General features: G+C 70.4%; 10 protein-coding genes. 7 read left to right on the top strand and 3 right to left on the bottom strand.

Features of this window, described 5'->3' with window-relative positions:
* Window positions 1-11: 11 nt before the first annotated feature.
* From ACWFR3_RS30315 to ACWFR3_RS30305, 3 genes are all read left to right on the top strand, one after another.
* A complete protein-coding gene (locus ACWFR3_RS30315) occupies window positions 12-1,586 on the top strand; it encodes an APC family permease (RefSeq protein WP_453737838.1) in 1,575 nt (524 codons plus the stop codon).
* Window positions 1,587-1,742: 156 nt separating this feature from the next.
* Complete coding sequence (locus tag ACWFR3_RS30310) at window positions 1,743-2,408, top strand: molybdopterin-dependent oxidoreductase (protein ID WP_453737867.1); 666 nt, start codon at window positions 1,743-1,745, stop codon at window positions 2,406-2,408.
* Window positions 2,380-3,105 carry a cytochrome b/b6 domain-containing protein gene (locus ACWFR3_RS30305; RefSeq protein ID WP_453737837.1) on the top strand — a complete coding sequence of 242 codons (726 nt, stop codon included), beginning with the start codon at window positions 2,380-2,382 and terminating at the stop codon, window positions 3,103-3,105. The genes ACWFR3_RS30310 and ACWFR3_RS30305 overlap by 29 nt, the downstream gene beginning before the upstream one ends.
* On the opposite strand, the gene ACWFR3_RS30300 is transcribed toward ACWFR3_RS30305, so the two are convergent.
* Together ACWFR3_RS30300 and ACWFR3_RS30295 are read right to left on the bottom strand one after the other, a co-directional pair.
* Window positions 3,102-4,499 carry a GntT/GntP/DsdX family permease gene (locus ACWFR3_RS30300; RefSeq protein ID WP_453737836.1) on the bottom strand — a complete coding sequence of 466 codons (1,398 nt, stop codon included), beginning with the start codon at window positions 4,497-4,499 and terminating at the stop codon, window positions 3,102-3,104. The two genes, ACWFR3_RS30305 and ACWFR3_RS30300, sit on opposite strands and share 4 nt — an antisense overlap.
* Before the next feature lie 65 nt (window positions 4,500-4,564).
* A complete protein-coding gene (locus ACWFR3_RS30295; protein ID WP_453737835.1) occupies window positions 4,565-5,074 on the bottom strand; it encodes a gluconokinase in 510 nt (169 codons plus the stop codon).
* Between the two features lie 172 nt (window positions 5,075-5,246).
* Between ACWFR3_RS30295 and ACWFR3_RS30290 the strand changes: the two genes are divergently transcribed.
* On the top strand, window positions 5,247-5,948 hold the full coding sequence (locus ACWFR3_RS30290; RefSeq protein WP_453737834.1) for a FadR/GntR family transcriptional regulator: 702 nt from the start codon (window positions 5,247-5,249) through the stop codon (window positions 5,946-5,948).
* A gap of 136 nt (window positions 5,949-6,084) precedes the next feature.
* Window positions 6,085-6,486 (top strand): YchJ family protein, encoded by a 402-nt coding sequence (locus ACWFR3_RS30285; RefSeq protein WP_453737833.1) that lies wholly within the window; start codon window positions 6,085-6,087, stop codon window positions 6,484-6,486.
* Window positions 6,487-6,501: 15 nt separating this feature from the next.
* Here the strand turns inward: ACWFR3_RS30285 and ACWFR3_RS30280 are convergent, their stop codons facing one another.
* On the bottom strand, window positions 6,502-7,779 hold the full coding sequence (locus tag ACWFR3_RS30280) for a lipase family protein (protein ID WP_453737832.1): 1,278 nt from the start codon (window positions 7,777-7,779) through the stop codon (window positions 6,502-6,504).
* Window positions 7,780-8,142: 363 nt separating this feature from the next.
* Between ACWFR3_RS30280 and ACWFR3_RS30275 the strand changes: the two genes are divergently transcribed.
* Together ACWFR3_RS30275 and ACWFR3_RS30270 are read left to right on the top strand one after the other, a co-directional pair.
* On the top strand, window positions 8,143-11,019 hold the full coding sequence (locus tag ACWFR3_RS30275; protein WP_453737831.1) for a peroxidase family protein: 2,877 nt from the start codon (window positions 8,143-8,145) through the stop codon (window positions 11,017-11,019).
* Window positions 11,006-12,418 (top strand): hypothetical protein, encoded by a 1,413-nt coding sequence (locus ACWFR3_RS30270; protein ID WP_453737830.1) that lies wholly within the window; start codon window positions 11,006-11,008, stop codon window positions 12,416-12,418. The genes ACWFR3_RS30275 and ACWFR3_RS30270 overlap by 14 nt, the downstream gene beginning before the upstream one ends.
* Window positions 12,419-12,445: the final 27 nt, after the last annotated feature.

The raw sequence follows: 12,445 nt of genomic DNA, 5'->3' as shown, positions 1-12,445 counted from the left end.
ACAACCGCGCCATGGCGACGGGCAGTTCGAGCAGCACGAGCGACACGAGATCTGCGAGCAAGGCCGCCGAAGGCAGCGGGATCAGTACCTACAAGGGCCAGGAGACGGCACTGCGCGCCGGCCGCCTGGGCACGGCGGGCCTGCTCCTGTCCGTGCTCGCGGCGACCGGGCCGCTCATGGTCGTCGCGGGTGTCATGCCCACCACATATGGCGTGATGGGTGTCGTCGGGCAGCCGCTGCTCTTCCTCGTCCTCGGTGTGGTCCTCGGCCTGTTCAGCTTCGGTTACGCCGAGATGAGCCGCCACGTCCACAACGCTGGCGCCTTCTACGCGTACATATCGAGGGGCCTGGGCGGAACCGCGGGCGCGGGGGCCTCGCTCGTGGCGCTCGTCGCCTACAGCGTGCTGCAGGCGGGCCTCTACGGCCTCCTCGGCTTCGAGGTCTCCGGGCTGATCGACACGTACTTCGACGTCGAAGTCGCCTGGTGGATACCGGCACTCGTCACTGTCGCCGTGGTCGCCGTACTCGCCTGGCTGAAGATCGACCTGAACGCGCGCGTGCTCGGCGTGCTGCTGCTCATCGAGGTGGCGCTCGTCGTCATCTTCGACATCGCGGCCATCGCGGACCCGGCCAAGGAAGGCCTGTCCCTGCACGCGTTCAACCCGGAGACCCTCACCGGTGCGGGCGTCGCCACCTCGCTCTGCTTCTGCATCGCCGCCTTCACCGGCTTCGAGCAGGCCCCCGTGTACGCGGAGGAGACCAGCCGCCCGCAGGTCGTCGTCGCCCGCGTGATGTTCTTCGCCGTCGGTTTCGTCGCGATCTTCTTCGCGATCAGCTCCTGGGCGCTCACGGTCGCGGCCGGCCCCTCCGGCATCGTCTCCGCCGCGGAGGAACAGAGCGCGGGCCTGCTCTTCGGGCTCACCGAGTCCCGGCTCGGCGGCACCTTCACCGACGTACTCCATGTCCTGTTCGTGACCGGCATGTTCGCGGCGATCCTCTCCTTCCACAACGTCGTCGCGCGGTACGCCTTCGCCATGGGCCGCGAGGGTCTGCTGCCCGCCGCGTTCGGAAAGACGAACACCGCGACCGGCGCACCCGGCACCGGCTCCCTGCTCCAGACGATCGTCTCCGTCGTCATCGTGATCGCCTTCGCGGTGACCGACGACGGCGCGTTCGGCGACCCGACCGCGCCGGTCCTGCACCTGTTCACCTGGGGCGGCAACGTCGGCGCCCTGGGCGTCATCCTCCTGATGGCCACGGCGTCCGTCGCGGTCATCGTCTTCTTCGTGCGCCGGGGCGCGGCGCGTGCGCAGGTCTGGCGCATCACCGCATCCGCGCTCGCCGCGGTCGGCCTGTTCGTCATCGCGGGCTACACCGTCAAGGACTTCGACGTCCTGGTCGGCGCGGGCCCCGGCTCGGCGCTCAGCTGGGTGCTTCCCGGCATCATCCTGCTCGCCGCGGTGATCGGCGTGGGCTACGGCGCGTTCCTGCGCTCGACCAGGCCGGAGGCGCACGCCCGGATCGGCCTGGGCAACGAGGCGTTCCAGCTGGAGAAGGCGGCCGAGGAGCCGTCCGGCCAGGTATGACGGAACCAGGTATGACGAAACGCTGACGGACACCCGCGGCCCCTGTACCCCCGGCGCCGCGGGTGCTCGAATCGAAGGGTGACAAGTTCCCCTCAGCAACGGCCCGAAGAGGACCAGGGCGGCGGTACGCCGGTCGGCCGCCGCCTGGTCCTTGGCATGCTCGGCCTCGGCGTCGCGGGTGTGGCCGCCGCGCCGCCGCTCCAGCGCGGCCTGGAATCCTTCCTGGGCGCCGCGTCCGACAAGGACCCCACGGGCCTGACGGACCTGCTTCCCAACGGCGGCGGCTTCCGCTACTACTCCGTGGCCGCCTCCGTCCCGCACAAGAGCGCGTCGACGTACCGCCTGAAGATCGACGGCCTGGTGGACCGCCCCGCGACGTACTCCCTCGCCGAGCTGCGCGCCCTGCCGCAGACCCGCATGGTGCGTGACGTCCAGTGCGTGACGGGCTGGCGGGTGCCGGGCACCCCCTTCGAGGGCGTACGCCTCTCCCGCCTCCTGGACACGGCAGGCGTACGCCCGACCGCCCGCGCCGTCCGCTTCACCTGCTTCGACGGGACGTACAGCGAGAGCCTGACGCTGAAGCAGGCCCGGCGGAAGGACGTTCTCGTGGCCCTGCGCATGCAGGACAAGGACCTGGGCCACAGCCACGGCGGCCCGGTCCGCCTCTATGTCGCCCCCATGTACTTCTACAAGTCGGCGAAGTGGCTCTCCGGGATCACTCTCACCGACGAGGTGGAGCCGGGTTACTGGGAGAAGCGGGGCTACGACGTCGACGCGTGGGTGGGTGATTCGAATGGCAGGGACGACAAGCCCACGGCTTGAGGCGGCCGCGGCACGGGTGCGCAGGTTCAGCCCCGCCGAGCGCTGGGTGCACCGCATGACGGCGATCCTGATGGGCGTGTGCGTCGCGACCGCGGCATGCCTGTACGTACCTCAGCTGGCCGAGCTCGTGGGGCGCCGCGCGCTCGTGGTGACCGTCCACGAATGGTCGGGCCTGCTGCTCCCGGCCCCGTTCCTGGCGGGCCTGGCGTCCCGCGCCTTCCGCGGCGACCTGCGTCTCCTGAACCGCTTCGGCCCGTACGACAAGGCCTGGCTGCGGCGTCGCACCCGGCGGGCGGGCAAGTTCAACGCGGGCCAGAAGCTGTACGCGGGCTGGCTGGCCGGAGCGGTCCTGGTGATGCTGGGCACGGGCCTGCTGATGTGGTTCACGCACCTGGCCCCCCTGTCCTGGCGCACGGGAAGCACGTTCGTCCACGACTGGCTGGCCCTCACCCTGGGCGTGGTGATCGCGGGCCACGTGGGGATGGCGTGGGCGGACCCGGAGGCGAGGCGGGGGATGCGGACCGGGTCGGTGGACCCGGATTGGGCGGAGCGGGAGCATCCGCTGTGGGTTTCAGCCTGTCCGGCGTTTGAGGACGAACTCGGCGAAGCCGGTGATGGCGTCCACCAAGGCCCCCGCGCCAGCGGGTTTTCGGGAAGGGGCGGGGTTGGGGAAACAACCCCGCCCGACCCCGGCTAAATCACAAGGGAAAGCAACAGCACCAGCCCACCCGCAACCACAGAGATGATCGTCTCCATGACCGACCAGGTCTTGATCGTCTGCCCCACATCAAGACCGAAGTACTCCTTCACGAGCCAGAACCCCGCATCGTTCACATGCGAGAAGAAGAGCGACCCGGCCCCGATCGCCAGCACGAGCAGCGCGGTGTGCGAGTCGGACATGTCCGCGGCCAGCGGAGCCACGAGCCCGGCGGCCGAGATGGTCGCCACCGTCGCGGACCCGGTGGCGAGCCGGATCACGACGGCGATCAGCCACGCGAGCAGCAGCGCCGGAATCGACCAGTCCTTGGAGATCTCCAGGACCATCTTGCCGACGCCCGAGTCGATGAGGGTCTGCTTGAACCCGCCACCCGCACCCACGATCATCAGCACACCGGCGATCGGCGCGAGCGACTTCTCGACGGTGGTCGAAAGCTGGCCCTTGGTGAAGCCGGCCGCACGGCCGAGGGTGAACATGCCCACGATCACCGCGGCGAGCAGCGCGATCAGCGGCGAACCGACGACGTCGAAGACGCGCTGGACCGTGTGGTCGGGGTTGTCGACGATGATGTCGACCAGGGCCTTGGCCAGCATCATCACGACGGGAAGCAGCACGGTCGCGACCGTCACGCCGAATCCGGGACGCTTCTGAAGGTCCTCGGAAGGACGCTGCGGCATCATCTTCTCGGGGGCCGGGACATCCACCCACCGCGCCGCGTACTTCGAGAAGACGGGGCCCGCGATGATCACCGTAGGAATGGCGACGAGCACGCCGAGGGCGAGGGTGATGCCCAGGTTCGCGCCCACCGCGTCGATCGCGACCAGCGGACCGGGGTGCGGCGGGATCAGGCCGTGCATCACGGACAGACCGGCCAGGGCCGGGATGCCGATCCGCATCAGCGAGTAGTTGCCGCGCTTGGCGACCATCAGGACGACCGGGATCAGCAGCACGATGCCGACCTCGAAGAAGAGCGGAAGCCCGATCACCGAGGCGATCAGGACCATTGCCCACGGCATCGCACGCCCGCCCGCCTTGGCCAGGATCGTGTCGACGATCTGGTCCGCGCCGCCGGAGTCGGCGAGCAGCTTGCCGAGGATCGCGCCGAGGGCGATCAGCACACCCACGCCCGCGACCGTCGAGCCGAGACCCGCGGTGAAGCTGGTGATCGTCTTGTCGAGCGGGGCACCCGCGAAGGCGCCCAGGGCGAGCGACCCGATGGTCAGGGCCAAGAACGCGTGCAGCTTGAACTTCGTGATGAGCAGGACGATGACGGCGATGCCCGCGAGGACGGCGATACCCAGCTGGGCATGGCCAGCGGAGGTGATCGGCTCGACGGCGTCCGCTGCCAGCATCTCAACGCTGAGACTGGTCACGGTGCTTTTCCTTGTACGTCAGGGGAGGGGGTGCGTCAGGGGAGGGGGTGCGGGGGAAACGGGGACTACTGGTCGAGCGAGCCCAGTGCCTCGAAGGCACGCTCGCTGATCTCTTCCGGACTGCCGGTGACGTCGACCGCGACGCCCGCCTCGTCCGCGCCGAGCGGCTGCAGCGTGGCGAACTGTGAGTCGAGCAGGGCCGTCGGCATGAAGTGGCCCTCCCGGTGCGACATCCGGTCCTCGATGAGGGCCCGGTCGCCGGTGAGGTGGACGAAGACGAGACCGGGAGCCTCGGACCGCAGCCGGTCGCGATAGCTGCGCTTCAGCGCCGAGCTGCTGACCACACCGCCGAGCCCGGCCCTGCCGTGGGCCCAGGCGCCGATGGCATCGAGCCACGGCCAGCGGTCGTCGTCGGTCAGCGGGGTCCCGGCCGACATCTTGGCGATGTTCGCCGGGGGGTGGAAGTCGTCGCCCTCGGCGTAGGGAACGCCGAGCTGTGCCGCGAGCAGGGGACCGATCGTTGTCTTGCCGGTTCCTGCCACGCCCATCACTACGACGACGTGGGGGGTGCTCATCGCTGTGCTGCCTCGCTGTCTTCTTCGACATCGGTCCGAGAACGAGCCACGGGACGGGGGAGACCCGTGGCTCGTTCACGTCACTGAAACCTATTAGGTCTGACAAATTCAAGAGGCTGTGACACAAAAGTCTGACTTTTTGTTCCCGGGGGGCGCCGCATACCCTGACGTCATGACCGCACAGGCCCGTGGGCTGCACGCTCGCGTACTGGAAAGCCTCGGGCCCGCCATCACCGCAGGCGAGTACCCGCCGGGCAGCGTGCTGCGTACCGACGAGCTGGCCCAGCGGTTCGAGGTCTCACGCTCGGTCGTACGGGAAGCGGTGCGCGTCCTGGAGTCGATGCACCTCGTCGAGTCCCGGCGCCGGGTCGGTGTGACCGTACTGCCCACGGCGGAGTGGAACGTCTACGACCCGCAGGTCATCCGGTGGCGTCTGGCCGGCGCCGACCGGCCGCGCCAGCTGCGCTCCCTCACGGTCCTGCGCTCGGCGATCGAACCCGCCGCCGCGGGTCTCGCCGCCCGGCACGCCACTCCCGAGCAGTGCGCGGCCCTCACCGAGTGCGCCCTCGGCATGGTCGCCACCTCGCGGGGCCAGCAGCTGGAGGGCTACCTCTTCCACGACATCAACTTCCACCGCATCGTCCTGAACGCGTCGGGCAACGAGATGTTCGCCCGCCTCGGAGACGTCGTCGCGGAGGTCCTCGCGGGCCGCACCCATCACCAGGTCATGTTCGAGGATCCGGACCCGGCGGCGGTCACCCTGCACGTCCGCCTCGCGGAGGCGGTGCGCGAGGGGGACGCGGAGCGGGCCGAGGAACTGACCCGGGAAATTGCCGTGGGAGCGCTGCACGAGCTGGACATTCTTGCCCCGTAGCGGATCTCCCCTTCCGGGGGTTTCGGGTTTGTCCGCGGGTCCGTCGTGGCTTGTCGCGCCCACGCGGCGGAGCCGCACATGCCAGAGCCCCGCGCCCCTGCCGGGGCGCTCCCCGCCGTCGGGGACAATGGTCACCATGTCTCGACGCGTCCCCCGTACCCAGTCCTGCCCCTGCGGCCACCCCCAGCCGTACGAGAAGTGCTGTGGGCGGTTGCACCGGGGTGACGCCGTGGCCGCCGTGCCCGAGGAGCTGATGCGCTCCCGCTACTGCGCCTTCGCCGTCAAGGACGAGGCCTATCTCCTGCGCACCTGGCACCCCCGCACCCGGCCGCCGCGCGTGGAGTTCGACCCGAATCTGCGCTGGGTCGGCCTGGAGATCCTGGACACCGCCGACGGCACCGCGTTCCACACCACCGGCACGGTCGAGTTCCGGGCCCGCTACACCGACGGGGGCCGCAAGGAGTCCCTGCACGAGCGCAGCCGCTTCGAGCGGCTCGACGGGGCCTGGGTGTACGTCGACGGCGCCTTCATCGACTAGCTCGCCCGGCCCGCCTCAGCGGATGTCCCCGTACTCGCTCATGACCCCCGGCGGAGCCAGCGCGTTCACGTAGTGCCCCGGACCGTGGTCCTCGAAGGAGTACGCGAACGGGACGCCCCTGGTCAGCGCGAGCCTGGCGGCGAAGAACGCCAGCGGCGCCACCACCGCGAGCCCCGCCAGGCTGTCCATCTGCGGGTAGCGCGGCGCCGGATCGCGGACCTCGACCCAGCCCGGCTTCCGGCCGGGCCCCCGCATCAGCTCGGCCAGGGCCCGCCCCACCCCCTTCGCCCGCCGCCCCGCCGTGGCACGCAGCCGCCCGCCGAGCAGATCGCCCGGCAGCGACAGTGCCTCGATCATCGCGTCGGCCACGAGCGTGAGGGCGCCGTCCACGACGCCCCGGTCCCGTCGGTAGTGGAACTCCCGGCCGAAGGGCGCGTACGGCCCCACGGGGCGCGGCGGCAGCGAAGGAACGACGTCACGGTCGTAGATGTAGCGGATGAGCCGGTCGCGCAGCACGTGCACGCCCCGCGCGTCGCAGGCCTGTTGGCAGGCGCGGGCGAACTCCGGTCCGCCGAGCATGGGCTGGCCGAAGGTGTAGACGCCCTTCAGGCGTTGCGCGACGGCGGCGTAGCGCGGCTCGTGGGTCAGCACCACGCCCATCAGCGCCGCCATCGCACCGCCGAGGCTGTGCCCGGTGATGTACAGCGCCTCCATCCCCTCGCCCACCGTGCCCTGCTCGTCGGGGTTGACCGACTCGCCGCGCAGCGCCCGCTCCAGGGCCTGCATGACCAGGTACCGCGATGCCCGCATGTTGCGGTAGAAGCCCGCGTGGACGTCGTACCGCTCGCCGCCGAGATCGACACGGAGCGTCTCGGGCCGTACGTCGGCGTCGGTGAGGATGCTGATGATGTCCTCGGGCTGGGTGCCGCGGTAGCAGAGGATCACCACCCGCCGGTCCTTGTCCTGAAGGAGGTACGCCGCCGACGCGATGTAGAGCGCGCTCACCCGCTGCTCGAAGACCCGGCAGCGGTTCTCCTCGAGGCCGAGCCGAGCCATGATCATGGCGAGGGTCTGCGGGTCGGCGCTCTCGGGCGTACCGGCATAGGCGTACGCCGCGCAGGTCGCCAGGGCGTGCGGGACCACGCCGTCCGGATCGGGCTGGGCCGTGGCGCCGAGCAGCCGCTCCACCAGGTCCGGATAGACGGGGAAGCCCACCGCGGGGCCGGTTCCGGTGACGTCCTTGTACGGGCGAAGATCGGTGAACGTCGGTGCCTTGGCGTGCTGGTCCCGCATGGTTTCCCCCGAAACGGGCGGTGGCGGCAACGGAGTTGCGAGCACACCACCGGCCCGATGCGCAGTCAACTCAGCTGTGCCGGGCCCGAGTCCGCCCGTAACGGACCGGCCATCGGCGCGCTCGGCTCCCGGGGTTGCTGGGGGAGGAGGCCCTCACAGGGACTCACGGACGATCACTCCCGCCGCGCCGCACGGCCGCCCCGGCACGCCCGACAGGCGCAAATGCCCTGGCCCGCCCGCCTGTTCGACGCGTGAACCGCACCCTGCACATAGGCGAGAACCCGCGCTGCGGCCGTCCCGCGCCGCCACTAGCGTCCTAGGGCCTGTCCCGTCCCGTACGCCTGCGTGCGAAGGAAGAGCCTGATGGCCGACACCGGAGAGTACGAGCAGACCTACGAGCGCTACGTGGGCGGCAGCCCCGAGGCGGAACACCGTCTCTTCGAGCGCCTGGCCCGCGAAATCATGAAGGTCCAGGCGAAGAACCGGCGCGCGGGCAGCGCCGGTTCTCTCGCGCGCACCCAGCACGCGAAACCCGCGCTCGGCGTGGAGAACGCCCGCCTCGCCTTCAACGACGATCTGCCCGAGGCCCTGCGCGGCGGCTTCGCCCAGCCGGGCGCCGAGTACCCCGCCACCGTGCGGCTCTCCAACGCCAGCGGCACCCGGCAGCCCGACGCCGCGGCCGATCTGCGCGGCGTCGCCGTGCGCGTGAGGGTGTCGGACGAGGAGAGCCACGATCTCCTTGCCACCAACTTCCCGGTGTCGCACGCCCGCGACGCCCGTGAGTTCGTCGCCTTCGCCAAGGCCATGGCGGGCGCCACCAGCCCCCTGCAGAAGGCCTTCGGCCTGTTCGTGAAGCTCCCGCTCGCCGTCGGCCTCTCCACCGCGACCCGGATGCGGCGCAACATCCAGGCCGCCACCCGGCACACGGTCAACAGCCTCGCCAGGGAGACGTACTGGAGCCGCGGCGCCATCCTCTGGGGCGAGGCGGGCCCGGTCCGTTATCTCCTGCGCCCCGTCGTGGGCAGCGCCCCCGAGCCGAAGCCCGAACGCCGCGACCCCGGCTTCCTGCACCGCGAACTCGCGCACCGCCTCGTCACCTCGGACGTCGCCTTCGACCTGTGCGTCCAGCGGTACGTGGACGAGCAGCGCACGCCCGTCGAGGACGGCTCCGTGGAGTGGAAGGACAACATCACGCCCGCGGTGCCCGTCGGACGCCTCACCGTGCCGCGCCAGGACCTGGCGACCGTCGAGGCCATGGCGGCGGCCGGGCGGGTCGAGGAACTCGCCTTCAACCCCTGGTACACGACGGGGGAGTTCCGCCCCCTCGGCAATCTCAACCGCGCCCGCAAGGCCGCGTACGAAGCGAGCGCCGCCCACCGCAAATGCCTGCGCTTCACCACCGGGGAGCCGCTGCGCAACACCGTCCTCGGCATCCCGGTCGGACGCTTCTTCGGCGCGCTCAACCGCTATGTGCCGTGGTACAGGCTGCCGTTGGAGGCGAGCCTGCTGAACCTGGTCTTCCTGCGCAAGGTGCTGCGGCGCCTCAACCTCATCGACACCGACGTCCCCGAAGCACCGCCGAAGGCCGTGCCCGTGCCCGCGCCGGTCGACGAGCGGCTGCGCACGTCCAGGTCGTACGACGGGTCGTACAACGACCTCTCCGCGCCCTCCATGGGAGCCGTGGGCGCGGCCTTCGGACGCAACTTGAAGCCGGACTACCGCCCCGACCTCTTCGACACCCCGAACCCGGTCACCGTCAGCCGCACGCTCCTGACGCGCGAGACCTTCGTTCCCGCGACCTCCCTCAACATCCTGGCCGCGGCCTGGATCCAGTTCCAGGTCCACGACTGGGTCAACCACCGCCGCTACCCGGTCGGCGGCAAGGCCGTCGAGGTCCCGCTGCCGTCCGGCAGTACATGGACCAACACCCCGGGCGGGCCGTCCGAGAACGTGATGCGCTTCGCCGAGAACGAGGGCATCGAGGTCCCCGGCAACCAGCCCCCGATCCTCTTCGCCAACTCCGCGTCCCACTGGTGGGACGGCTCGGAGGTGTACGGGGCCGACGAGCGGACCGCGAGGTTCCTTCGCGAGGCCGGCGGCAGCGCCGACCTGCGCCTGGAGGACGGCCACCTGCCCACCGGCCAGAACGGCATCCCGCTCACCGGCTTCAACGAGAGCTGGTGGCTCGGCCTCAGCGCGATGCACACCCTCTTCGCCCGCGAGCACAACGCGGTCTGCGCGGCGCTGCGGCACGAGTACCCCGCGATGAGCGAGGACAGCATTTACCACACGGCACGTCTGGTCGTCTCCGCCCTCATCGCCAAGATCCACACGGTGGAGTGGACCCCGGCGATCCTCGCCACCGAGGCCATCGACCTCGGCCTGCACACCAACTGGGAGGGGCCGCCGGACAACTGGCTGAACAAGCTCGGCCTGTGGCTCCTCGAGGCCCACTCGCTGACCGGCATCTCCAAGACGATGCCGGACCATCACGCGGTGCCGTACTCCCTCACCGAGGACTTCGTCACCGTCTACCGGATGCACCCGCTGATCCCCGACGACTACGTGATGCGCGAGCACCACTTCGGGCAGCCCCTGGAGACGCTCGGCTTCCTGGACATCCAGGGCGGCGCGGCCGAGGCCGCCATCCGCAAGACGGGCCTCGCCGACACCCTCTACTCGTTCGGCATCGCCCACCCCGGCGCGATCACCCTGAACAACTTCCCGCGCGCGCTGCAGCGCTTCGAGCGCGACGGCGAGATCATCGACCTGTCGGTCGTCGACCTCGTGCGCACCCGAAGGCGGGGCGTGCCGCGCTACAACGACTTCCGCGCGGGCCTGCACAAGCCGCGCATCAGCCGCTTCGAGGACCTGAGCCAGGACCCCGAGACCGTCGCGCGCCTCAAGGACGTCTACGACTCGGTCGACGAGATCGACACCGTGGTCGGCCTGTTCGCCGAGAACCCGCCGACCGGCTTCGGGTTCAGCGACACGGCGTTCCGCATCTTCATCCTGATGGCCACGCGGCGCCTGCAGAGCGACCGCTTCCTGACCGTCGACTACCGCCCCGAGATCTACACCCCGCTGGGCATCGACTGGGTGGAGCGCGGCGGCATGAAGTCCGTCATCCAGCGGCACGCCCCGGACCTCGCGGGCCTGCTGCCGCGCGGCGCGAGCGCGTTCGCGCCGTGGCGCCAGGTGCAGCCCATGAGGGGCGGCGGCAGCGATGCCACCGGGTGAGGACGGGCCCGACCACCGTCCGCCCGACCATCGGGCGGACGGTCACCACCCCGGCCTCGCCGACCTCTTCGTACGACCGCTCCTGGAGACGGTCTGGCGCCGCCGCACCCACCGGGTGAGCCGCGGCGCCACCGTCCCCGCCGGATCGATGAGTTACGTCTCCAAGGAGGAACCGCAGCCGCTGACGGAGGTCGAGGAGGCGGTCCTGATCGCCCTCACCGGCTGTACCGGGCTCACGATGCCGGACCGCCCCTTCGACGATCCGCGCAACGGCAAACCGATCATGGCGAAGCCGAACCTGACCATGGCGGGACGCACGGCGGGCAGCCCCGACAACGCGCAGGGCACGCACTTCTTCCTGATCAACGACACCGGCACGTACTACCTGCGCAAGCTGGCCCCGGCGCCGGAGGAACCCTTCGACGGTCCGACCCTGACCGCCCGCGCGCGGGAGGCCAAGGTCAAGGTCCTCGACCACCGACTGGACGTGGCGCAGGGGCTGCGGGACTTCCCGGCCTACCTGGACTCCAACCGCTTCCTGTCCAACCTGCCGGGCACGACGGTCCTCTTCCCGGTGGTGGACCTGTCGCACCAGTACATCAACGCCCTGATGTACCTGCTCACGCAGCCGGACGGGGCGCGGCCCACGCTGGTGGACGACCGGAACTTCTACCGTCCGGCGGGAGTGAAGAAGTGGGTCAGGAACGGTTTCCTGAACGGGAAACTGAAGCTGCCCCTGGGGTCGCTCGGCCCGCTGCGCACGCAGATCGAGGCGGACCTGCTGCTCCAGAACCTGATGCTGGTGGCCGAGGCGATGGGCCTGGGCGCCTGGATCCACGCGTCCATCAACCCGCAGATCGCCCTGGGCGACCCGAAGTTCTCCCGTGTCTACGGCAGGATGCTCGGCTTCACCTTCGTCACCCCGCGCTGGCGCCCGGCCGACGTGTGGCGCTGGCACATCCCGCTGCCCAAGTACGCAAACGTGCGCTCGCACCCGGTGGGCCTGCGGGCGCCGGACGGCGAGCCGCTGATCTCGGCGACATGTCCCCCCGCGTTCGCGTCGATGTCGGACGCGGTGGACGCGGTGATCCGTGAGAAGTTCGGCCCCGGCGGCGTCTACGGCGACAAGGACGTCTTCAGCCGCATCTACCGCGAGGACTACGGCCGGCGCTACCTGGCCGAGGCGAGCGAGTACGAGGAGCGGGTGGTCGAGTGCGCCCGCGACATCTGCAGCTACATCCTGCGGACGCACCGCCGCTTCCCCGCGCACACGGACGCGATCCACGTCCCCGGGATCTGGCTCCAGGCCCACCACGTGGAGAACGAGTACTACGACCGGTTCTTCGCCCGGGGTCTGACGCCTGCGCATCGCAGGCACGCGGATTTGTGGGACGACTAGACGACTAGGGGAACCACTGGTTCCGGC

The organism is Streptomyces sp. NPDC055189 (assembly GCF_053606765.1).
Note: the sequence above shows the minus strand (reverse complement) of the source record. Positions and strands in the feature narration are given on the sequence as shown.

Excerpts from the sequence above, each read along its gene's own strand:
- ACWFR3_RS30295 (WP_453737835.1), bottom strand. The coding sequence starts at position 5,074 with ATGAGCACCCCCCACGTCGTCGTAGTGATGGGCGTGGCAGGAACCGGC.
- ACWFR3_RS30285 (WP_453737833.1), top strand. The coding sequence starts at position 6,085 with ATGTCTCGACGCGTCCCCCGTACCCAGTCCTGCCCCTGCGGCCACCCC.
- ACWFR3_RS30305 (WP_453737837.1), top strand. The coding sequence starts at position 2,380 with ATGGCAGGGACGACAAGCCCACGGCTTGAGGCGGCCGCGGCACGGGTG.
- ACWFR3_RS30315 (WP_453737838.1), top strand. The coding sequence starts at position 12 with ATGGCGACGGGCAGTTCGAGCAGCACGAGCGACACGAGATCTGCGAGC.
- ACWFR3_RS30270 (WP_453737830.1), top strand. The coding sequence starts at position 11,006 with ATGCCACCGGGTGAGGACGGGCCCGACCACCGTCCGCCCGACCATCGG.
- ACWFR3_RS30290 (WP_453737834.1), top strand. The coding sequence starts at position 5,247 with ATGACCGCACAGGCCCGTGGGCTGCACGCTCGCGTACTGGAAAGCCTC.
- ACWFR3_RS30280 (WP_453737832.1), bottom strand. The coding sequence starts at position 7,779 with ATGCGGGACCAGCACGCCAAGGCACCGACGTTCACCGATCTTCGCCCG.
- ACWFR3_RS30275 (WP_453737831.1), top strand. The coding sequence starts at position 8,143 with ATGGCCGACACCGGAGAGTACGAGCAGACCTACGAGCGCTACGTGGGC.
- ACWFR3_RS30310 (WP_453737867.1), top strand. The coding sequence starts at position 1,743 with ATGCTCGGCCTCGGCGTCGCGGGTGTGGCCGCCGCGCCGCCGCTCCAG.